The organism is Coprococcus sp. AM14-16 (genome assembly GCF_003434675.1).
In the GTDB taxonomy this organism is placed as follows: domain Bacteria; phylum Bacillota; class Clostridia; order Lachnospirales; family Lachnospiraceae; genus Coprococcus; species Coprococcus aceti.
Window position 1 is genome coordinate 470,962 of sequence record NZ_QTLL01000001.1, and the last position, 21,262, is coordinate 492,223.

Below are 21,262 nucleotides of genomic sequence, written 5' to 3' on the forward strand. Positions count from 1 at the left end.
AATATGCCGGATCCGCTAATGGACACTTTAGATGAAATTGACCGGAAATCGGGGACGTTCCTTCTGTCACCAAGAGTGTCCCCCTGTAACGAATAAGACAGAGGGACACTCTTGGTGACAGAAGGAACGTCCCTACATGTATTAAAAATCAGAGCGATAAATTTGAAGTCTCACTTGAGGTATTTTAAGAAATTTAATAACTGTTATATTTGGTTATAGAAATCTCGGCAAACCCTTGAAAATACTAAAATTTTCGTGGGTGTCCTCCCCGTCACATCTTGTATTGTGTTATATCGTTTTACCCTTGTTTATGAACCCTCATAAGGGAAAAAACAAGGGAAGGAATCAACTGCGAAAACATTGTTTTTGACCAGTTAGGTAGAAAAAATTACCACCTATTGATAAAGTATAGATAATAATCCTAATCCAGATATACTACAAAGCAAGAAAGGAGGAAAATCATGAAACTGAATATTAATATCGATGCGGAAGCTAAAGAACCTGAAATTATGATTACAACAGCACAGATGACGGAAGAAGTTAACAGAGTTGTTGATTTTGTAAGCAGATTAGATGATGCTCCAACAATTATTTCCGGTATCAGAGAGGATAAGGTCGAACTATTAGATCCGGATCACATAGTAAAGATTTACGCAGAAGACAGTAAAGTTTTTACCCAAACAGACAATGGTACGTATCAAATTAGATTGAGACTATATGAAGCGGAAGAAAGATTGGATAACAGTAAGTTTGTAAGGATATCAAATTCAGAAATTGTGAATCTTAAGAAGGTTAAAAGCCTTGATTTAAGCTTTGTAGGAACAATTTGTATGGAATTATCGAATGGGACTGTAAGTTATGTTTCCAGAAGATATGTTTCAAAGATCAAAAAAGTATTAGGATTATGAGGTGACTAAAAATGAAAAAAGAATTATTTTCTAGAATATTTGTTGGATTATTGGGTGGAATTGTAATTAGTTATTTGATTACAATTGGAATTTCACTTGCAATCGGTGATGGTAGTTACTATTCATGTGTTCCGAGTTTGATTGAACGATTTGGCAATGAGGTAACAGCGATTATCATACAGACTGTTTTAAGTGCCGTTCTTGGAGCAGGATTTGCAGGAGCATCTGTTATCTGGGAAATAGATAAGTGGAGTTTATTAAAACAAACAAGCATTTATTTTGGAATTGTATCTGTACTTATGATGACAGTTGCATATATTTGCGAATGGATGGAGCATTCTGTTAAAGGTGTATTAAGCTATTTTGCTATTTTTGTTGCAATATTTGTTGTAGTTTGGATAGTACAATATTTGATTTGGAAGATACGTATTTATAAGATAAAAGAAGGCATTCAAAAGAATAATTAGTCGAAATACACAGAGTACAAATCGAAGATTTGTGCGGTGGGTGTATTTCGCTCTACGAGGCTGAAAAATGATTTGTGCTAAATATAAAAAGATTATGAATTTTTAGAAATTCATTGACAAAAGAATGGCATTTGGTTCAATAATATTGAAGGAGGGTCCTGCCGATAAGTGGACGTTCAAAAAGCGTTAGGGTCGCTACGGTGACACTACATTCAAGGACTATGGAAACATAGTCCTTGAAATATTTTAAAGAAGAAATGAATGATTCAAGCACCATTAGAAGTATATCGTATTGATATGAAATACATCAGAAACTTACATAATATAGATGACAGAGTTTTATCGGTATCTCCTCAGATTGGTAAGGACGAGCGACCTTTTCTTGGAGTGCTTGTTATTTGTAATGAACATAAGTATTGTGTTCCCTTATCTAAGCCAAAGGAAAAGCATGAAAAAATGAGGGATAAAATTGATTTCAAAAAGATTGTATGAATTGTAATTTTCCGCATTGAATATTAAGAGACTTGTTGGTGTATGTCTTTTGCTGTTTTATTATATTCTTTCAAAAAATGAAAGCTAATCTTTGAATAAATATCTTTTGAATTTAAGTGACGCTTGACACATTTTCCCCGTCTATTAGAGTGAAAGGCCTTAATACAAAGGAGGAGGAGAAGCCTATGGATGATAAGCAGATATTAGATTTATATTGGGAGCGCTCCGAAGCTGCTATATCCGAAACTTCAAAAAAATACGGAAAGTATTGCAGATACATAGCCTTTAATATTCTTCACAATGACGAAGACAGCGAGGAATGTGTAAATGATACTTATTTAAGAGCTTGGAACAGCATACCGCCTAACCGTCCATCTGTCCTAAAAACTTTTTTAGGGAAGATTACTCGCAACTTATCTTTGGACAGGTACGAACTGCTCAATGCAAAGAAACGTAATGGCGGGCAAATGCCATTGATTCTTGATGAAATACAAGAGTGCATACCATCGTTGGATAGTACAGAAAACATTGTTGAAGAAATTGCTCTAACGGATATTCTCAACCGCTTTCTTTCTTCCCTGTCATTAGAACAGCGAAAAATCTTTATGAGAAGATATTGGTACTTATCGCCCATTAAAGAAATTGCAACGGAATATGATATGAGCGAGAGCAAAATCAAGATGTCATTATTTCGTTCAAGGAACGAACTTAAAAAATTGTTAGAGAAAGAAGGTATCTCTGTATGAAAGAAAAGAAACTTTTAAGGGCATTGGGAAATGTCGATAATCAGTATATTAAGGAGGCTGAACCTATGAAAAAAACAAGTAAAATAACTAATCGGCAAAAATGGGTGTCTGTTGCTGCTTGCTTCGTACTCGTTGCTGTGATTGGAGTGGGAGTTTTTCAAAGCAATCTGTTTGGTACAAAAAACGATATTGCCACGCTGGATGGTGGAGAAACAATTACTTTTGTTAAAAATGACTTATCACAATCTTCAATTAACTTAAATGTAACAACAAGGCCCTTGAGCGATGCTGAGATTGAAATGCTTTTTGCAGACTTGCCTGTTACCGCAGATGCTTACTTTGATGCTGACAATCATAATATTCTGGGTCTTGAGGGAAAAATTGGTGATACAAGAATGGTAGTATCTAAACAGGGTGTAAATCTATTAGATACTATCATTGATGGAAATACAATCACTTCAAGTGTAGACGGCGTTGATATCAATGCAGGATATTTCGTAACAAAGTCAAATAGTCAAGGTATCAAAACCGTAATATATTATGCAACCTTTGATATGGGAGAGAACACTATTTATGTAGAGTATTCTGGCGTTGAAAATGAAAGTGAAACTGTAAAAAACAACTTGGTAGACACAATTTTGAAGTTGATTGAGAACGGTGCATTTGATTTGAGTCAAATCCAAGAATAATCAGGGACGTTCCTTCTGTCACCAAGAGTGTCCCCCTGTAACGAATAAGACAGAGGGACACTCTTGGTGACAGAAGGAACGTCCCTACAGCCGCGCCATATCTGCTGGTGTGTCAATGTCCATCAATTCAGTTTTGTTGGTGACGGGTAGCTGCATTACCTGAGATTCGTGACTGTGGACAACGACATTCCCGCCTTTTCCCTGTGGGAGAGACATAAGCTCATCAAAATATTCTTTTGGAAATATCACAGGTGATCCTGGAGTTTTGTCATAACACGTTCTCCATATATATGATGTCTCATTTTTTGCACATAATAATAGTGATGCTATAGATTCCGTCTTTATGAGTGGCTGATCGGAAGGAATAAAAGCACAGCGGTCAATATAGGAACCAATTGTATCCAGACCAAGACGGATCATATCATTCCGATATGGTGAGGAGTGAAGGATTACCGGTATACTATATTCTGTGCAAAGCTTTTCAATATCCTGGTGTATGGTGACAACGAGTCGCCTGGAAAACAAATCTTTTGTTATATCAAGTATCCACTTTATGAGCGGCTGTCCGTGATATTCAGCCATGAGCTTATTGCTGCCAAAGCGTTTTCCCTGCCCTGAAGCCATGATGATACATCCGGAATTGCCAAATGGTCTGTCAAGGTCAACAAGGAACACATCCTTATGGCTGCACAGCCGGTTCAGAAATGAGAGATCCTGTTTTCGAACAACCATAATGATCCGCTTTTTATTCATGAGCCTTTCGAAAGCTTTTTGATAATCGTATGATGTGTTTTCAAGATATCCAATTTCGTCTACAGTAATCCATGGTGCTGTTGTGTCTGCTAGGCTTTCTAAAAATGCAATACATGTGCTGTTAAAGGCATCTTTAATGGGTTGCATGAGGTTCTCGCAACCTGTGGCATCAGAGCAGAATTTGCCGATACGTACAACTTCACCGCTAGAGTTATTTTTCATGTACACGCCTTCTTTTGGGACGGCCCATGATGTAATTCCGGGCATTTGTCTGTCGAAAAGTGAAGAGAGAAGTGTTGATTTGCCACTTTTCCTGTCACCGGTAATAACGATATGTTTCTTTTTGCTAGTCAGAAAAGATCTCCATATACAATTTGCTTCCGGCCTGAATACAGGCTTCTCTATATTGTTCATATTTTTTCAGCCATTCCTTTCCCTCTGGTGTTATCGTGCTCCCCCCACCTGACCTGCCACCTGCTTGGCGGCTTGTAAGTGAAAATCCCAGCGCCTCTTCAGCGTTTTTTATCATGCGGAATGCTTTGCTGTAGGCAAGCCCCATTGACTGGGATGCGGAGCGGAGAGAACCGGTTTTTTCTATAGCCAAAAGAAGGCGGTATGGACCTTCACCAAAGAATTTCTCATCATTATCATCAAAAAATGTTATTTTAATAGCAGCTCTCAATGCATATCATCCTCCTTCATCATGACAAGCTGGCGCTTTCCCTGACGGTTGCGAAGTTCTCTGATACTGATTGTACCATAAACTTTGGACAGAAGCATTTCCATTTCCTCAATGGGTGTTTTATCAGGATATATTTCACCGATCAGTTTGGATTCAGATAAAACCAGAAGAGTGTTGCAGTAATTTAATGCAAGTGATGAATCGTGAAGCGTTACCAGAGACACCGCGAGGTTTTGTTCAACATAGCTGCACAGAAGGTTCATGATCTGGTAACGCAGCCTGAAGTCCAGTGCACTTTCCGGTTCGTCCAGGAGTAAAAGCTTCCGTTTTGCCACAAATGTACGTGCCAGCAGGGCAAGCTGTTTTTGACCCTCACTCAATGTCTGAAAATTATCGTTTATCCGTGAATCAAGTCCGACCATTGCAAGAACTTTATAAGCCTTTTCTTTCATGGCCTCAGTATGGGGTTGAAGAAGCTTAAGCTCTGGGTTAAATCCCATCATGACAACATCTAAGAGAGATATGTCTATGGATATGCCGCTTTTTTGAGGGATATATCCACATAGCTGTGCTAGTTTTTTGTGAGGCATATGTTCCAGCTGGAGATTATCTAACTCGCAGCAGCCACTATGCGTAATCAAATTGGCGATTGCTTTGATAAGGGTTGTTTTGCCACAGCCATTCTCGCCAAGTATACCAACAATTGTACCTTCTTCTGCAGAAAAGCTGATATTATTTATCACATTTTGCACATCTGTGGTGCTGGTGCGGCTGCTGTGGTGGTAGCCGGCTGACAGATTGCGTATGTTTAATATACTCATTTTACAGGTTTCCTCCTTATGCATAGATAGATAAGAAATGGTGCTCCTATGATACTTGTGAATATACTGACCGGTAGTTCTGTGGAACATACACTGCGGGCAAGTATATCACCGAAAGTGAGAAGGCATCCACCTATAAGACCACTTAGAAGCATAGTTGATAAGCGGTTATTTTTGAGCAGCATTCTGGCTCCGTGCGGAGCAAGCAGAGAGATAAAGCTGATAAGTCCCGTCATGCTGATCACACTTGAAGTTGCCAGGGTTGCGATCAAAAGAACCAGCATTCGTATCTGGTTAACATTCACACCAAGCATTTTGCCCTCTGCGTCATCAAGGGAGAGCATTATGATCTGCCTGTACAATAGGAACATTATCAGCAGGCAGACAGCGCACAGTATTACATTTGAACCAATGGAATATATACTTATGCCATTAAGGCTTCCCATGATCCAGTATTCAATTGATGATAATTGTTTTTCAGGGTCGGCAGTCAGCTTCAGACATACAAGAGCGGTCTGGGCAAGACTGTGTACTGCTATGCCTGCCAGTACTATGCTTTTTCCATCACGCTCATATGTCAGCGATGACAGAAGCAGAACCAGTATCACACAGCATATGGCTCCGGCAAAAGCAGATATGGTTACAGACATTGTCCCGGACAAAAACAGAATGCCAAATGCGGCACCGGCGCTTGCACCTGAGGATACACCTATGATGTCTGGAGAAGCCAATGGGTTCTTAAAGACAGTCTGATATACAAATCCTGCTATGCCGAGAACAAATCCCCCTATACAGCCGATGATTCCGCGGCTTGCGCGAAGCGTGAGAAATACACGCCACTGCATGTCATCACCTTGCAGCAATCCATTAAGTGTGAGAGGATATTTTCCGACAAAAAAAGAAAATATACTGAGAGCTGCCAGAATGACAGCTCCCAGTATAATAGTTATTGTTGCTTTGTTTTTATTTTTACGCTTGTTATTAATTGTTGATTCCATAGAATGTTTCATAATAATTTGTCATTTCAGTTGTATATGTGTCAGTTGATACCTGATCAGGATGAAGGATCCCTGCAAGCCATACAGATGCCAGGATTCCTGCAGGTACCGGGCTGTCCAATGCTTCCACGTCTCCAGGAATAGCATATACGTGGCTGTTTTTTACAGCAGTGCATTCTGCAAGGTTTGGATCGTTCATTACGTCATCTACTGTATATTCGGCATCAGATGCGATTATTATATAAGAAGGATCCCATGCAAGAAGCTGCTCATAGCTTATCTCAGCCCAGTAGGTGTCTGTGATAGAATCAGCTGCATTTTTTCCACCGGCAAGCTCTATGATGCTTGACTGATACATAGAAGGACCGGCAGTAGACAGGAATGATGAGTTGCCGGCAAGGTATACACTTTCAGGTTCTACGCCAGACAGAGCTGAAGTAAGCATATCCTTCTGAGAATCTATATATGCGAGCAGCTTTGCAGCCTCTGAGTTGGTGTTAGTTGCCGTAGCTATGGTGTTGATCATTTCTGTCAGAAGATCCTGACTTTCAGGATTGACGAGCAGTACTGCGATACCGAGGTCTGTCAGGCTCTGAGCTGCATCCTTCAGCTTCATTGGCAGAATAACCAGATCAGGGGAAAGAGCAGCGCATGTCTCAAGGTTGAACTCTTTGGCAGTTCCAACATTTGGCAGCTCTGTCAGTTCTGGTGCAGCAAGCTTATAAATAGGGCGCTTGTCTGCTTTTGCCTCAATACCGACAACCTTATCCTTGAGACCAAGAGCGATCAGAAGGCTTGAAGAAATATAGTAGCCGCTCACGATAGAAGATGGCTCTTTTTCAATTGTAACTTCACGGCCGGCCTGGTCAGTAACTGTTACAGGGTATACAGTCTGTTCAGCATCTGCTTCAGTGGAAGACTCTTCAGAAGATAATTCTTCAGATGATACTTCTTCACTGGAAGCTGATTCGGATACTGAAGCAGCTGTGGTGCTTTCCGTAGTACTCTGTGTTGTCGTAGCACTGTCTGTACCACAGGCTGTAAGTACTGCCAGCATAGTACAGATAAGGATGATAGATAGTTGCTTTTTAAAAGTTGTTTTCATGAATTCAATGTTCCTTTCGTTATTCTTGAAATAATACAACGGTATTGTAACAAAGCATCTTTTCAAAGACAAGCTGTTTTAATATAATATATTTTGAAAAATTGTGTTTATATGTTAAAAGGAGCTTTTATGGTAACAATACAGAATTATGTACGCGCACAAAGTATTGATGAGGCATATGAACTGAATCAGAAAAAGGGAAGCTGTATTATCGGAGGAATGCTCTGGACAAAAATGCAGGATCGCCTGATACAGACAGCCATAGATATGTGTGATCTGGGACTTGATAAGATTGAAGAAAAAGAAGACGAATTCATTATTGGTGCAATGACATCACTCCGTCAGATAGAGCTGCATGACGGATTAAACAAATATACACATGGTGCAGTATGCGAAGCGGTGAAGGATATTGTGGGAGTTCAGTTCCGAAATCTCGCAACGATTGGCGGAAGCATATGGGGACGTTTCGGGTTTTCAGACATTCTGACAGTTTTTTTAGCTATGGATGCATTTGTAGAGCTTTATCATGGTGGTATGATTCCTCTCAGGGAATTTGTTGGCATGAAACAGGACAGGGACGTGATTGTACATCTGATCATCAGGAAAACTCCCGGAGTTTTTGCTTATGCATCAGTCCGCAATCAGAGAACAGATTTTCCTGTCATTGCATGTTCGGCATCATGCGTGGATGGAGAATACCGTTTGGCTGTGGGAGCAAGGCCTGGAAGGGCGATGCTTGTTCTGGATGAAGAAGGCTTGCTCACAGGGGGACTTTCTGATGATACAGAGAAAGCATTTGCCAGTTGGGTTTCTGACAAGATCCCGGTTGGAAGCAATCATCGTGCTGGCGCAGAATACAGAAGCCGTCTGATACGTGTGCTTGGACAGAGATTATTGAAAAAGATTGAGGAGGAGCAGCAGTGGAAATAAAAGTTAAATTAAATGGGAAATTCGTCTCGGGAAATATAGCTCCTGATATGCTCCTTATAGATTTTCTGCGTGATCATGGCTGTTATAGTGTGAAACGCGGCTGTGAGACGTCAAATTGTGGTCTGTGTACAGTGCTTATGGATCAGACTCCTGTCCTTTCCTGTTCGATGCTTGCTGCCAGGGCAGATGGACACGAGGTGCAGACCCTTGAGGGCCTTCAGGATGAGGCAGCAGAATTTGCCGGGTTCATTGCTGATCAGGGTGCTGATCAATGTGGTTTCTGCAACCCGGGTTTTGTGATGAATACAATAGCTCTTCTCAGAGAAAATCCTGATCCATCGGATGATGAGATCAGGGCATATCTTGCCGGAAATTTGTGCAGATGTTCCGGATATGAGGGACAACTGAGAGGAATCCGAAATTACTTAGACAGTAGAATTTCTGCAGATGACAGACGGTAAAGGGGTGAACTCATGGAACATAAAAAATATAATGTAGTTAATAAATCCGTTAGAAAAAAAGATTCTATGCAGTTACTTCTTGGCAAACCGGTATATGTGGATGATATCACTCCCGGTGATGCACTTGTTGTGAAACTGCTTCGCAGTCCACATGCGAATGCTATTGTGGAGGATATAAATGTCTCCATAGCAAAAAAAATACCTGGAATAGTAGATATTTACACATGGCAGGATGTGCCAAATAGCCGGTTTGCAATAGCAGGACAGACATATCCTGAGCCGTCACCGTATGACAGACTCATTATGGACCGCCATGTGAGGTGTGTGGGCGATGTGGTTGCAATCATAGCAGCTGAGGATGAAAAGTCAGCAATTAAGGCTATGAAACTCATAAAGGTTAAATATAAAATCTTGGAGCCTGTTCTGGATTTCCACAAGGCAAAGGATAATGAAATATTGGTTCATCCTGAGGACGACTGGTTTCCGCCAGTTCAGGTAGGAGGCGATCCGAAACGCAACCTGATAGCAAGCGATGTAGGCGGTGATGGCGATGTTGATGCTGTTATAGCTGACTGCGATGAGGTGCTGGAGAACAGATATCATATGAGAGCCTTTAACCAAGCTATGATGGAGACTTTTCGAACGTATACACACCTTGACCGTTATGGAAGGCTTCATGTAATTTCTTCTACACAGATCGTGTTTCATGTACGTCGTATTCTGTCAAGAGCGCTTGGCATTCCAAAGAGCAGGATCAGAGTGGAAAAACCACGTATAGGAGGCGGATTTGGAGCAAAGCAGACAGCGGTAAGTGAGGTGTATCCTGCATTTGTGACCATGAAGACCGGGCGTGCGGCTAAGATAATATTTACGAGACAGGAAAGTCAGATCGCAGGTTCACCGCGCCATGAGATGGAGGTGAGAGTCCGTCTGGGAGCAGACCGCGATGGACATATAAGAGGACTTGATCTGTATACTCTGTCCAACACTGGAGCGTATGGGGAGCATGGACCTACAACAGTCGGACTTAGCGGGCATAAGTCCATCCCGTTATATACAGGAGGCCTTGAGGCATATAGGTTTGGATATGATGTTGTATATACGAACACTATGGCGGCTGGTGCATACAGAGGATATGGGGCTACACAGGGAATCTTTGCGCTTGAGTCTGCGGTGAATGAACTTGCGGAGAAACTGGGGATAGATCCGACCGTGATCCGTGAGCAGAATATGCTGCGCGAGGGAATGAAGATGCCTGCGTATTATGGCGAGACGGCAAATGCGTGTGCTCTTGACAGATGTATGGCCAGATGCAAGGAGATATTTAACTGGGATGATAAATACCCTGTCAGGAACATGGGAAACGGAAAAGTCAGGGCTGCAGGAGTAGCAATGGCCATGCAGGGTTCTTGTATATCGAATGTGGATGTAGGATCTGCAACGGTCAAGCTTGCGGATGATGGTACATTTAACCTGATAATCGGTGCTGCAGATATGGGAACCGGATGTGATACTATCCTTGCACAGATGGTTGCGGAGTGTATGGATTGCTCGGTTGATGACGTGGCGGTATTTGGAGCAGACACAGATGCTTCACCATATGATTCCGGCTCGTATGCTTCATCCACTACGTATGTAACAGGAAAGGCTGTGGAGCTTGCCTGTGATAAATTGAAGAAGAAGCTGTGCGCAATTGCAGCAGGAATGCTTGGATGTGAACAGGATGAAATGTATTTCGAAAATGGCAGGGCATATCGGACAGGAACAGATCAAAGCGTTTCTTTGGCTGATATAAGTGTTAAGGATCAGGTCGCAAATGATATTGCCGCTGTAGCTACAGTCTCTCATTCGTCTCCGGTTTCGCCTCCTCCATATATGGTCGGAATGGTTGAGATAGAACTTGACAGATATACAGGAGAAGTGAAGATACTGGATTATGCTGCAGTCGTGGATTGTGGCATAGCCATAAACCCGGCACTGGCACGTGTTCAGGCTGAGGGAGGCATAGTCCAGGGAATAGGACACACTCTGTTTGAGAACATCACCTACAATGCGAAGGGATGCCCGATAGAGTCGAGTTTCATGCAATACAAGATACCAACCCGTCTTGATATGGGGCATTTGAGAGTGGAATTTGAAAACAGCTATGAGCCTACAGGTCCTTTTGGAGCCAAATCGATAGGAGAAATAGTTATCAACACTCCGGCACCTGCTATTGCACATGCCATATATAGGGCGACAGGTGTATGGCACAGAGAACTGCCGATCACACCGGAGAAGATTCTTATGTCCATGCCGGAAGAGTAATTGGAGATAACATAAGCAGAATAACAGAATCTGTAATATGAAAATAAAATATACAGGAGAAAACAACAGATGAAAAATAAGTTTAAACTTTCAGAAACAGCATTCCAGCTTGATGGAAGGATGCCTCTTTCCCAGGCGATACCTCTTGGACTTCAGCATGTCCTTGCAATGTTTGTCGGAAATTTGACACCGTTATTAATTATCACAGGAGCATGCGGACTGGTCGGTGGTGAATTTGCTGATCTTCAGCTTTCGCTGCTTCAGAACGCAATGCTTATCGCGGGAGTTGTCACCCTGATACAGCTTTTCTCAATAGGTCCTGTTGGAGGAAAGGTACCGATCATTATGGGTACATCTTCAGGTTTTATAGGAGTATTCAACAGCGTAGCGGCAACCATGGGCGGTGGAGTGCTTGCGTATGGTGCGATTATGGGTGCATCCATTATCGGTGGCTTGTTTGAGACTGTGCTTGGTTTCTTCCTGAAACCTCTGCGCAGGTTTTTCCCGGCTGTTGTAACAGGTACAGTGGTTTTATCAATTGGACTCAGCCTTATATCGGTGGGAATAAATTCGTTTGGAGGTGGAAATAATGCCGCAGACTTTGGCTCCATGGAGAACCTTCTGCTTGCATTATTTGTCCTTGTGGTTATTCTTTTCTTTAAGCACTGGACAAAAGGATTTTTAAGCTCGTCATCTATTCTTTTTGGAATAATCGCAGGTTATATCGCGGCGATCATAATGGGACTTGTCCTTCCGAGAACAGGTATAACTGCTGATGGTGTGGAATATACAAAAGCCTGGGTGTTGAACTGGGACAAGGTGAAAGATGCTTCCTGGTTTGCGATTCCACAGCTCATGCCTGTAAAACCGGTGTTTGATATGCGTGCAATACTTCCCGTTCTCATAATGTTTATTGTAACAGCGGTGGAAACTGTCGGTGATATATCAGGTGTTATGGAAGGTGGCCTTGGAAGGGAAGCCACAGATAAGGAACTTTCAGGTGGTGTGATGTGTGACGGTCTGGGTTCATCTCTTGCAGCGGTGTTTGGAGTCCTTCCAAATACATCATTCAGCCAGAATGTGGGACTTGTAGCCATGACTAAGGTCGTCAACAGATTTGCGCTTGCAACAGGAGCGATATTTCTGATATTATGTGGTCTTTGCCCTAAACTTGCAGCACTGGTATCGATCATGCCTCAGTCAGTGCTTGGCGGAGCTGCGGTTATGATGTTCTCTTCGATAGTTATCAGTGGTATTCAGCTCATAACAAAGGAACCATTAAGCGCACGCAACCTGTCTATAGTTTCAGTAGCACTGGGCGTAGGCTATGGAATGGGAGCCAATCCTGGTATTCTAGCAAATGCCCCTCAGCTGCTCCAGCTTGTTTTTGGAGGCTCAGGAATTGTTCCTGCGGCAATGGTTGCAATTCTGCTTAATATTATCCTGCCTAAAGAAAAGTAGTAATCAGGGACACTCCTCGTTACAGAAGGAACGTCCCTGTGGCGTACACAACTTGTTGTTATGCTACAAAAGTAGTTGTTGATAACAAAAAAATATGCTAACATAAAAATAGTGGTTTTCGAATGTGTGTTCGATATAGTATAATATATACTGTATATACATTTGAGACTGCTATTTTTTAGCTTGAAGAAAAATATATAGTAATAAAACCTATTCGGTATGGAGGAGAAGATATGTACATTGTGATAGACGTAGGCGGAACATTTATAAAACACTGTGTGATGGACAGAGAAGCTGAGATAATGGAGAAGAATAAATTCCCTACACCTGGAAGATTTGGAAATGGACTGGAGAACATACAACAGGGGCTGGATGCATTCCTTGATGCAATTCAGTCGATATATGATGGATATAAGGAAAGATATGATATACAAGGAATAGCAATATCACTTCCTGGACAGGTGGACGTGGACAACGGAATATGTTATGCCGGCGGAGCCTTGCCTTACCTTGACAAAGCACATATAGGCGAGCTTGTAAGCGAGAGATGCGATGGACTTAAGGTAGCGCTTGAGAACGACGGCAAATGTGCAGCATTGTCGGAGATATGGCAGGGAAATGCAAAGGACTATAGCAGCGCAGTTGTATTGGTATTTGGCACAGGTGTCGGTGGAGGAATAGTCATAGACAGAAAGATACTCCACGGCAGAGGTATGGTTGCCGGTGAGATGTCGTACCTGTTTGAGGATGTGAACAGGGATAATATAGACAAACTTGTACCGCTTGAGGCGAATCTCAAGAATACAAAGAAACATGTAAAACTTCCGGACAATGTCACCTGGACGATGCAGGCATCGGTAAGCTCACTCAGAAGAGAGGTGGCAGCAGTCAAGGGCATGAGGGAAGATGAAGTGTCAGGTGAGATGATATATGAGTGGGAGGCTGCCGGTGATAAGGCGGTCATAGATGTGCTTGAGGACTGGTATCTGAATATTGCCAAGCACTGTATGAACATGCATGTTCTGCTGGCACCGGACATCATACTCCTTGGCGGTGGAATCAGTGCGGAACCAAGATTTATACAGGGCGTGAAGAAGTATGTGGATAAACTGGCGAAATTTTCAGTGATTTATAATGAGATGCAGGTGGGCCTGTGCAAATTTGGTAACGATTCCAATCTCATAGGAGCACTATTCAACTATCTTCAGAAGTATGAGGGTGCTCACTAGATAAGAAAACGGAGATCATATCAGGATGAAACACAATGACGGAAAAGAGACGGACATCAGAATGAGCGCAGAAAAGAGTAAAGAAAGAAGCATAGAAAAAAGCAAAGAAAAAGGCAAAGAAACGAATACAGAAAAGAACACCGATTATAGAAAAAAATCGCACGAGATGGATATGTTAAATGGTTCACTGGCGATTAAGATGCTTATATTTGCAATGCCGCTGGCGGCCAGCAGTATATTGCAGCAGCTTTTCAATTCGGCTGATGTGGCTGTGGCAGGAAGATTTGCGGGAAGTGATGCACTGGCAGCAGTTGGAAGTAATGCTGCAGTCGTTGCTCTATTTGTGAATGTATTTGTGGGACTTTCTGTCGGTGTGAATGTTCTTGTGGCGCATTATATAGGCCAGAATAAGAAGGATTCAATAAGCAAATGTGTCCATACCAGCGTGAAGTTCGCCCTTATATGCGGAATAGCTATGCTTGTGGTTGGAATGTTTGTGGCAAGACCTATACTTGAGGCTATTGATACTCCTGCCAAGGTGCTTGACCAGGCTGTGCTGTACCTTAGAATTTATTTCGTAGGTATGCCTTTTATCATACTGTATAATTTTGGAGCGGCTGTGCTCAGAGCTATAGGTGATACAAGGCGTCCGCTTTACTGCCTGATAGTTTCAGGCGTACTCAATGTTGTACTCAACCTGTTCTTCGTGTGTGTGTGTAAACTTGGAGTGGCAGGCGTCGGCATGGCAACGGTCATATCAAATGTTGTCAGTACGGGAATAGTCATGTATATATTGATGCATGAGGAAGGTCCACTCAGACTCGATATAAAGAATATACGAATAGATAAAGTGTGCCTGGGAAAGATACTCAGGATAGGAGCTCCATCAGCGATACAGACGGCAGTTTTCTCATTGTCAAATGTGCTGATACAGGGCGGAATCAACAGCTTTGGTCCTGATGCTGTGGCAGGCTCATCCACGGGTCTTAATTTTGAATATTTTGCATATTTTGTCATATCCGCATACGCACAGGCAGCAGTGACATTTGTGAGCCAGAATTATGGTGCAGGTGAGAAGGAGAGATGCAGAAAAGCTCTCAGGATTGCCATGTTAGAGGGCATGCTTATGACGGCTGTGTTCAGCAGTGTCATGATGCTTTCAGGGGATTTTCTTGTGAGATTTTATACAACAGATACAGAGGTTATAAAGTATGCACTTATAAGAATGAAGCATGTCATGCTCCTTGAGGCGATGACAGGAACATATGAGATGACAGCTGCGGCACTCAGAGGCCTTGGCAGATCCATGCTGCCGGCTATTATAACAGTTGTGGGTTCAGTAGTGTTCAGGATCATATGGATATATACGGTGTTTGCGCGATATCATTCTTTTGGCATGCTTTTGAACGTGTATATAGTTTCATGGATAATAACAGGTACGGCGATGATAATCGCATACATACTCGTATCGAGGAAAGTGCTGGGGCATACACGGGCCGGTGGGAAGGGTGCTGAGACGGCTGCTGTATAGTATGTGACCCAAGGCACATAAGCATCAGAAAGAGAAGATTAAGACTGAGCATGAAGTGACAGGGGGATTGGCTGTGGATAGGGATAAGAAAGATAGAACGTATATTGCGATAGATCTGAAATCCTTCTTTGCATCGGTTGAATGTGTTGAGCGCGGACTTGATCCGCTGACCACCAATCTGGTTGTGGCAGATGCGTCGAGAACAGAGAAGACTATATGCCTTGCTGTTTCCCCATCGCTGAAGAGCTATGGTATACCTGGAAGAGCCAGACTGTTCGAGGTGGTGCAGAGGCTTAAGGAGGTCAATGCCAGCAGGAGAACACTTTCACCCGGTGGAAACTTTTCCGGGGAGAGCTGCGATTCCAATGAGCTTGCGGAGCATAATGAATTTGCGGTTTCGTATATAGCCGCTCCGCCACGTATGGCATATTACATGAAGTATAGTACGGATATATATAACATCTATCTGAAGTATGTAGCACCAGAGGATATGCATGTGTATTCCATAGATGAGGTGTTCATGGATGTGACGGATTATCTTGGGATATATAAGATGAGTCCGCACGATCTTGCCATGACGATCATACAGGATGTGCTTGCACAGACTGGTATAACAGCAACAGCAGGGATAGGAACGAACCTCTACCTGTGTAAGATAGCGATGGATGTTGAGGCAAAGCATATAGCCCCGGATAAGGATGGAGTCAGGATAGCAAGTCTTGATGAAATGTCGTACAGACAGAAGCTGTGGAATCACAGACCGCTCACAGATTTCTGGAGAGTGGGAAAAGGATATGCGAGAAAACTTGAGAGTCATGGACTTTATACAATGGGAGATATCGCCAGATGCTCACTGGGACATGACGATGAGTATTACAACGAAGATCTGCTGTACAGATTATTTGGTATAAATGCAGAGCTGCTCATAGATCATGCATGGGGCTGGGAGCCTTGTACCATTGCTGATATCAAGGCTTACAAGCCGGAGAGGAACAGCATAGGTTCAGGACAGGTGTTGTCATGCCCATACGAATATGAAAAAGCCAGACTTATTATCCGTGAGATGACGGATCTGCTCGTGCTGGATCTTGTGGATAAAAATGTCAAGACAGATCAGATGGTCATAACAGTGGGGTATGATATAGATAATCTCAAAAAGAACGCCGCGGGAGCAAAATTTTCCGGAGAGATACAGACAGATATGTATGGGAGGAAAATACCGAAAAGTGCCCATGGAACGGTGAATCTTGGAGAGTATACATCATCTACACAGGTCATCATGGATGCGGTGACCGGATTGTTTGAAGAGATCGTAGATCCTTTATTGTATGTCAGAAGGATATATGTCACGGCGAACAATATCATATCGAATACTGCGGCACATGAGAAACAGTCATCAAGGCAGCTCAGTCTGTTTGATGATTTTGGAGACGGGGCAGCAGAGACGGAGAAAAAGCAGCAGGATATGAAGCGGGAGCAGAGCATGCAGAAAGCGATGATAGAGCTCAAGAAGAAATTTGGCAAAAATGCAGTCCTTAAGGGAATGAATCTTGAGGAGGGCGGTACGACGATAGAGAGGAACGGACAGATAGGCGGTCACAAGGCTTAGGAGGGGCTTATGGAAGATAATTACGATGACATAATACAGCTTCCACATCACGTGTCCTCTGTTCATCCGCACATGTCTATCCATGACAGAGCAGCACAGTTTGCCCCATTTGCCGCACTCACAGGACATGGAGCAGCCATAGCGGAGACTGCAAGGCTCACCGATGAGAAGTTGGAGCTGGATGAGAGTCAGAAAATGGTTCTTGATCAGAAACTGTTGAATATAATGCATAATGCAGACAAAAAATGTGTGAGTATAGAGTATTTTGTAAAGGATGACAGAAAAGCCGGTGGAAGATACGAACATGTGTCGGGATATATACGCAATGTTGACGTATATGGGAAAAAGATAGTTATGGAAGACAGAACCGAGATACCGATAGATGATATATATGATTTAGATATTGATCAGAATGGAGATGTATATTTGCATGAATAGAGAGACTATGGTGATAGCACACAGAGGAGCGAGTGCCCTTGCGCCTCATGAGAATACACTTGAAGCGTTTCAGATAGCTATAGATCTGAAGGCGGATATGGCGGAGTTCGATGTGAGGAAAACCAGTGATAATATACTCATAGTATTTCATGATGGAACTATAGACGGCAGAAAGATAGGAGATATGACATACAACAGAATCAATGATATTGCATCAAAAGAAGGCTACAGAGTGCCTACGCTTGACGAAGTCCTGGAACTCTGCAGCGGAAAGATATGTCTTGATATAGAATTAAAGGAGAGCGGATACGAGAGGCGTGTCATAGATCTTGTCAAGGGGAGATTTGGATACGGTGAGTTCTCGATAAAATCCTTCAAGGACAAAGTGTCGTACAATGTGAAGGCCATAGACCCGAGGATAAAGACCGGACTGCTTGTCGGTAAGAAAAAGGCTAAGCTCGGTGTCAGATTGAATGAGTATTTTCCTGAGAGAAGAATGAGACGGTGTAAAGCGGATTTTATATCGCCGAATTATCTTCTATGCACGAAGGAATTTGTGAAGAGAATGAAGCGCAAGCACATACCGGTATATGTGTGGACTGTGAATGATCCACACTGGATGAGACGTATGTGCAGACTGGGCGTAGATGCAGTGATAACAGACCGCCCGGATATAATGCGTTGAAAGACCTAGAAATATTTGTTATATTATTCTATAGGTGGAGGAGTTGTACATAGGAGGATAATATGAGCAAAGTACTATACTTTGATTACGCGGCATTCTGCGTGTTTACTCTTATCATGGTCTCAGTCATCATGAAGAAGATGACCAGAGGCAAATTAAACAGGCAGTTTCAATTTGTTCTGACCATTGCAATGGTTGCCACAGCGTTTGATATAGGCGCCATCGCATTTGACAATATGGGTGAAAGGCATGTAGTCACCCAATACATATTCCATACGGGATATCTCTTTTTCCATGTCGTTTCATCGGCTATGTATGCCACTTATGTGATGAACATAGTGGATGCCATACACATATTCAGAGGTAAAGTGAAGAGTTTCATACTGGTACTTCCAACGTTGCTGTGCATAATCATGCTCGGAGTTAATTTTTTCACCCCGTGTGTATTCAGTATAGGCGGACAGGGAGAGTACAGAAGAGAGTTTTTCATGACATTTCTGTATGTTGCCGGAATATTTTATATGATTCTGGGCTTCATGGTTGTTACGAGATACCACAGGAGACTTACAAGAGGAAGATTTGTATCAACCATAGCGATATTCCCATTGGTTGTTGTTGCGGCCGTATTTCAGATGTTTAACCCGGATATTCCGATTGAGATGTTTGCAAATGCGATTGGATTACTGTTCGTTGCGTTGCTGATACAGAGTCCGGAGCAGTTTATAAGCAGTGCCACGGGCCTGAACAAGATCACAAGATACATGGACGACGTGAGAAATTCTCTGGATAATGGCCTTGATATAACGATAGTTATGATAACTATGGAGAATGACAAGACTCTTCGCGGGATTCTGGGAGTTGAGGAATATCATAAGCTGCTCAGGGAGATCTCTGAAGACTTTTTAGAGTGGAGCAGACCATACGGATATGATGTTGAGTGGTATTATCTGGGAAACGGAATGTTCAGATGTGTCATGAACCAGCGTATCAAGGATCAGGCTGAGGATTTTGCGGAGTGGATAAATGAGAAGCTGAAGAAGGGATATAAGTATAATGATATGTTTATAAATCTATTGCCGATAATATGTATCACCAGATGTCCTCAGGATATAGAGGATGTTGACAGTGTGATGCGGTTTGGCGATGAGCTTGCTGAGCACGAGTATACAGGCCGTGTTCTCTATGCCAGAGATATCTATAACAAGGAAAGATATGATCTGATGCGGGACATGGACATGATACTTGAGAAGGCATTTGCCGAGAACAGGTTTGAGGTTTACTATCAGCCTATATACAGCATAGATTCTGGAAAATATAACAGTGCTGAGGCACTTCTGAGATTAAATGATGATATGTATGGATACATTTCGCCGGAGATATTTATCCCTGCTGCGGAGGAGAATGGAATGATCCATAAGATAGGTAAGTTCGTTCTTGAAGAGGTGTGCCGTTTCATAGCTGGAGAGAAATTCAAGAATCTCGGACTGGAATATGTTGAGGTGAATCTGTCGGTCATCCAGTGCATGAGCAGTGAGTTATCAGAAGACGTGCGGGCAGTGATGGAGCGTTACGGAGTCAGCAATGAGCAGATAAATCTTGAGATTACTGAGACTGCGGCTGCCTATGCTCAGACGACAATGATGGACAATATCAACAGTCTCACAGATGATGGTATTGCATTCTCACTTGACGATTTTGGAACGGGTTATTCCAATATGAAGAGGATAGCATCCATGCCGTTTTCGATAGTTAAGCTGGACAAGACATTTGCGGATATAGACACAGATGACAAGATGATTAAGGTTGTCAAGAACACCATAAGCATGGTTAAGGATATGAATATGAAGATCGTAGTGGAAGGCGTGGAGACGGAGAAATCCCTCAGGAAGTTCAGCAATCTTGGAGTGGATTACATTCAGGGCTATTATTTCTCAAGACCATTGCCACAGGATAAGTTCATATCAGAGGTGAAGAGAGTTAACCAAGGCTAAGAGAAAGGACGGCGTATGACAGATATAGAGAACCGGGTCGTTGATGAGGTAGAGAAGGCTGTAAAGGGAAAAAGAGATATAATAATCAAGGTCTATGCTGCCATACTTGCGGGTGGACATATACTGCTTGAGGATATCCCGGGTGTGGGCAAGACCACTCTTGCAACGGCATTTGCCAGAACTCTGGATATGAAATATAACAGAGTCCAGTTTACACCGGATGTTATGCCGAGTGACATAATGGGATTTTCCATGTACAATGCAAAAAGTGGTGAGTTTGAGTACAGAGAGGGTTCAGCGTTCTGTAATCTGTTCCTTGCGGATGAAATAAACCGAACATCGCCTAAGACTCAGTCGGCACTCCTTGAGATCATGGAGGAAAAACATGTGACAGTCGATGCTGTTACAAGGGAACTTCCACAGCCTTTCACGGTCATGGCAACCCAGAATCCGGTTGGTTCGTCGGGAACGCAGATGCTTCCGGAGTCCCAGCTTGACAGATTCATGGTGAGACTTTCCATGGGATACCCATCCCACGAGGCTGCGGTGCAGATACTTAAAGGTCAGGAATTTGTACCTATGGACAGTGTAGAGAGAATAGTGACGAGAGATGAACTGATAGGTCTTCAGGATAAGGCGAGAACTTTGAGTGTGCATGATTCAATATTTGATTACATAGTGACTCTGGTTGAGGCTACCAGGGAGAGTGAGCTCTTCTCGATGGGAGCAAGTCCGCGAGGCGCAAATGCACTTCTGCGGATGAGCAGAGCAATGGCGGTGCTCTCTGGAAGAGAATATGTTGTGCCGGGAGATATAGCAGAGGTGTTCAACGACGTGCTTGGGCACAGGGTAAAGCTTGCAGCCCGTGCCAGAGCTAATGGAATGACTGTCGCAGAGGCTCTGGATGAAGTGAGAAGTCAGGTTAAGGTTCCAAGGACTTAGAACGGAGAACATAAGAG

Annotated in this window: 21 protein-coding genes; 16 read left to right on the plus strand and 5 right to left on the minus strand. The window is 42.8% G+C overall.

The window, feature by feature from the left end; all coding sequences use genetic code 11:
- Positions 1-461: 461 nt before the first annotated feature.
- The 5 genes from DW159_RS02150 to DW159_RS02170 all read left to right on the plus strand — a co-directional run bounded on the left by DW159_RS02150 (position 462) and on the right by DW159_RS02170 (position 3,302).
- On the plus strand, positions 462-908 hold the full coding sequence (locus DW159_RS02150) for a LytTR family DNA-binding domain-containing protein (protein WP_004853256.1): 447 nt from the start codon (positions 462-464) through the stop codon (positions 906-908).
- An 11-nt stretch (positions 909-919) separates the two neighbouring features.
- A complete protein-coding gene (locus DW159_RS02155) occupies positions 920-1,375 on the plus strand; it encodes a DUF3021 domain-containing protein (RefSeq protein ID WP_004853253.1) in 456 nt (151 codons plus the stop codon).
- A gap of 261 nt (positions 1,376-1,636) precedes the next feature.
- Positions 1,637-1,867: a type III toxin-antitoxin system ToxN/AbiQ family toxin gene (locus tag DW159_RS02160; protein WP_015534180.1), complete on the plus strand. Its 231-nt coding sequence runs from the start codon at positions 1,637-1,639 to the stop codon at positions 1,865-1,867.
- A gap of 185 nt (positions 1,868-2,052) precedes the next feature.
- Positions 2,053-2,613, plus strand: coding sequence for an RNA polymerase sigma factor (locus DW159_RS02165; protein WP_044998344.1), 561 nt, complete (start codon positions 2,053-2,055; stop codon positions 2,611-2,613).
- Positions 2,610-3,302, plus strand: coding sequence for a hypothetical protein (locus DW159_RS02170; protein WP_004853247.1), 693 nt, complete (start codon positions 2,610-2,612; stop codon positions 3,300-3,302). The genes DW159_RS02165 and DW159_RS02170 overlap by 4 nt, the downstream gene beginning before the upstream one ends.
- A gap of 84 nt (positions 3,303-3,386) precedes the next feature.
- Here the strand turns inward: DW159_RS02170 and DW159_RS02175 are convergent, their stop codons facing one another.
- The 5 genes from DW159_RS02175 to DW159_RS02195 are packed head-to-tail and all read right to left on the minus strand — an operon-like array spanning position 3,387 to position 7,661.
- Positions 3,387-4,469, minus strand: coding sequence for an NTP transferase domain-containing protein (locus DW159_RS02175; protein WP_242992594.1), 1,083 nt, complete (start codon positions 4,467-4,469; stop codon positions 3,387-3,389).
- Positions 4,402-4,737, minus strand: coding sequence for a winged helix-turn-helix domain-containing protein (locus DW159_RS02180; RefSeq protein WP_022216050.1), 336 nt, complete (start codon positions 4,735-4,737; stop codon positions 4,402-4,404). Before DW159_RS02180 ends, DW159_RS02175 begins: the two co-directional genes overlap by 68 nt.
- Entirely contained in the window at positions 4,734-5,558 is an 825-nt protein-coding gene (locus tag DW159_RS02185; RefSeq protein ID WP_117548799.1) for an ABC transporter ATP-binding protein, read from the minus strand. Before DW159_RS02185 ends, DW159_RS02180 begins: the two co-directional genes overlap by 4 nt.
- Positions 5,555-6,556 carry a FecCD family ABC transporter permease gene (locus tag DW159_RS02190; protein WP_117548800.1) on the minus strand — a complete coding sequence of 334 codons (1,002 nt, stop codon included), beginning with the start codon at positions 6,554-6,556 and terminating at the stop codon, positions 5,555-5,557. The genes DW159_RS02185 and DW159_RS02190 overlap by 4 nt, the downstream gene beginning before the upstream one ends.
- Positions 6,540-7,661, minus strand: coding sequence for an ABC transporter substrate-binding protein (locus DW159_RS02195; protein ID WP_117548801.1), 1,122 nt, complete (start codon positions 7,659-7,661; stop codon positions 6,540-6,542). The genes DW159_RS02190 and DW159_RS02195 overlap by 17 nt, the downstream gene beginning before the upstream one ends.
- 129 nt (positions 7,662-7,790) lie before the next feature.
- Here DW159_RS02195 and DW159_RS02200 point away from each other — a divergent pair, with 129 nt between their 5' ends.
- The 11 genes from DW159_RS02200 (at position 7,791) to DW159_RS02250 (ending at position 21,245) form a co-directional block, all read left to right on the plus strand.
- Positions 7,791-8,591, plus strand: a complete 801-nt coding sequence (locus tag DW159_RS02200) for an FAD binding domain-containing protein (protein ID WP_165852745.1) — start codon at positions 7,791-7,793, stop codon at positions 8,589-8,591.
- Complete coding sequence (locus DW159_RS02205) at positions 8,582-9,052, plus strand: (2Fe-2S)-binding protein (protein WP_117548803.1); 471 nt, start codon at positions 8,582-8,584, stop codon at positions 9,050-9,052. Before DW159_RS02200 ends, DW159_RS02205 begins: the two co-directional genes overlap by 10 nt.
- A gap of 12 nt (positions 9,053-9,064) precedes the next feature.
- Positions 9,065-11,359: a xanthine dehydrogenase family protein molybdopterin-binding subunit gene (locus DW159_RS02210; protein ID WP_117548804.1), complete on the plus strand. Its 2,295-nt coding sequence runs from the start codon at positions 9,065-9,067 to the stop codon at positions 11,357-11,359.
- Positions 11,360-11,428: 69 nt separating this feature from the next.
- Positions 11,429-12,820 (plus strand): uracil-xanthine permease family protein, encoded by a 1,392-nt coding sequence (locus DW159_RS02215; RefSeq protein ID WP_117548805.1) that lies wholly within the window; start codon positions 11,429-11,431, stop codon positions 12,818-12,820.
- A gap of 233 nt (positions 12,821-13,053) precedes the next feature.
- Positions 13,054-14,049: an ROK family protein gene (locus DW159_RS02220; protein ID WP_117548806.1), complete on the plus strand. Its 996-nt coding sequence runs from the start codon at positions 13,054-13,056 to the stop codon at positions 14,047-14,049.
- Positions 14,050-14,074: 25 nt separating this feature from the next.
- Positions 14,075-15,580 (plus strand): MATE family efflux transporter, encoded by a 1,506-nt coding sequence (locus tag DW159_RS02225; protein WP_117548807.1) that lies wholly within the window; start codon positions 14,075-14,077, stop codon positions 15,578-15,580.
- 73 nt (positions 15,581-15,653) lie between these two features.
- On the plus strand, positions 15,654-17,189 hold the full coding sequence (locus DW159_RS02230; RefSeq protein ID WP_117548808.1) for a Y-family DNA polymerase: 1,536 nt from the start codon (positions 15,654-15,656) through the stop codon (positions 17,187-17,189).
- A gap of 9 nt (positions 17,190-17,198) precedes the next feature.
- Entirely contained in the window at positions 17,199-17,627 is a 429-nt protein-coding gene (locus DW159_RS02235) for a hypothetical protein (RefSeq protein ID WP_117548809.1), read from the plus strand.
- Positions 17,620-18,312, plus strand: a complete 693-nt coding sequence (locus tag DW159_RS02240) for a glycerophosphodiester phosphodiesterase (RefSeq protein ID WP_117548810.1) — start codon at positions 17,620-17,622, stop codon at positions 18,310-18,312. The genes DW159_RS02235 and DW159_RS02240 overlap by 8 nt, the downstream gene beginning before the upstream one ends.
- A 62-nt stretch (positions 18,313-18,374) precedes the next feature.
- The gene (locus DW159_RS02245; RefSeq protein WP_117548811.1) at positions 18,375-20,303 is read left to right on the plus strand and encodes an EAL domain-containing protein; all 1,929 of its coding nucleotides are present in this window, start codon (positions 18,375-18,377) and stop codon (positions 20,301-20,303) included.
- A 15-nt stretch (positions 20,304-20,318) separates the two neighbouring features.
- Positions 20,319-21,245, plus strand: a complete 927-nt coding sequence (locus DW159_RS02250) for an AAA family ATPase (protein ID WP_117548812.1) — start codon at positions 20,319-20,321, stop codon at positions 21,243-21,245.
- Positions 21,246-21,262: the final 17 nt, after the last annotated feature.

Excerpts from the sequence above, each read along its gene's own strand:
- DW159_RS02250 (WP_117548812.1), top strand. The coding sequence starts at position 20,319 with ATGACAGATATAGAGAACCGGGTCGTTGATGAGGTAGAGAAGGCTGTA.
- DW159_RS02220 (WP_117548806.1), top strand. The coding sequence starts at position 13,054 with ATGTACATTGTGATAGACGTAGGCGGAACATTTATAAAACACTGTGTG.
- DW159_RS02240 (WP_117548810.1), top strand. The coding sequence starts at position 17,620 with ATGAATAGAGAGACTATGGTGATAGCACACAGAGGAGCGAGTGCCCTT.
- DW159_RS02225 (WP_117548807.1), top strand. The coding sequence starts at position 14,075 with ATGAAACACAATGACGGAAAAGAGACGGACATCAGAATGAGCGCAGAA.
- DW159_RS02160 (WP_015534180.1), top strand. The coding sequence starts at position 1,637 with ATGATTCAAGCACCATTAGAAGTATATCGTATTGATATGAAATACATC.
- DW159_RS02155 (WP_004853253.1), top strand. The coding sequence starts at position 920 with ATGAAAAAAGAATTATTTTCTAGAATATTTGTTGGATTATTGGGTGGA.
- DW159_RS02235 (WP_117548809.1), top strand. The coding sequence starts at position 17,199 with ATGGAAGATAATTACGATGACATAATACAGCTTCCACATCACGTGTCC.
- DW159_RS02150 (WP_004853256.1), top strand. The coding sequence starts at position 462 with ATGAAACTGAATATTAATATCGATGCGGAAGCTAAAGAACCTGAAATT.
- DW159_RS02245 (WP_117548811.1), top strand. The coding sequence starts at position 18,375 with ATGAGCAAAGTACTATACTTTGATTACGCGGCATTCTGCGTGTTTACT.
- DW159_RS02170 (WP_004853247.1), top strand. The coding sequence starts at position 2,610 with ATGAAAGAAAAGAAACTTTTAAGGGCATTGGGAAATGTCGATAATCAG.
- DW159_RS02190 (WP_117548800.1), bottom strand. The coding sequence starts at position 6,556 with ATGGAATCAACAATTAATAACAAGCGTAAAAATAAAAACAAAGCAACA.
- DW159_RS02185 (WP_117548799.1), bottom strand. The coding sequence starts at position 5,558 with ATGAGTATATTAAACATACGCAATCTGTCAGCCGGCTACCACCACAGC.
- DW159_RS02200 (WP_165852745.1), top strand. The coding sequence starts at position 7,791 with ATGGTAACAATACAGAATTATGTACGCGCACAAAGTATTGATGAGGCA.
- DW159_RS02165 (WP_044998344.1), top strand. The coding sequence starts at position 2,053 with ATGGATGATAAGCAGATATTAGATTTATATTGGGAGCGCTCCGAAGCT.
- DW159_RS02215 (WP_117548805.1), top strand. The coding sequence starts at position 11,429 with ATGAAAAATAAGTTTAAACTTTCAGAAACAGCATTCCAGCTTGATGGA.
- DW159_RS02210 (WP_117548804.1), top strand. The coding sequence starts at position 9,065 with ATGGAACATAAAAAATATAATGTAGTTAATAAATCCGTTAGAAAAAAA.
- DW159_RS02195 (WP_117548801.1), bottom strand. The coding sequence starts at position 7,661 with ATGAAAACAACTTTTAAAAAGCAACTATCTATCATCCTTATCTGTACT.
- DW159_RS02175 (WP_242992594.1), bottom strand. The coding sequence starts at position 4,469 with ATGAACAATATAGAGAAGCCTGTATTCAGGCCGGAAGCAAATTGTATA.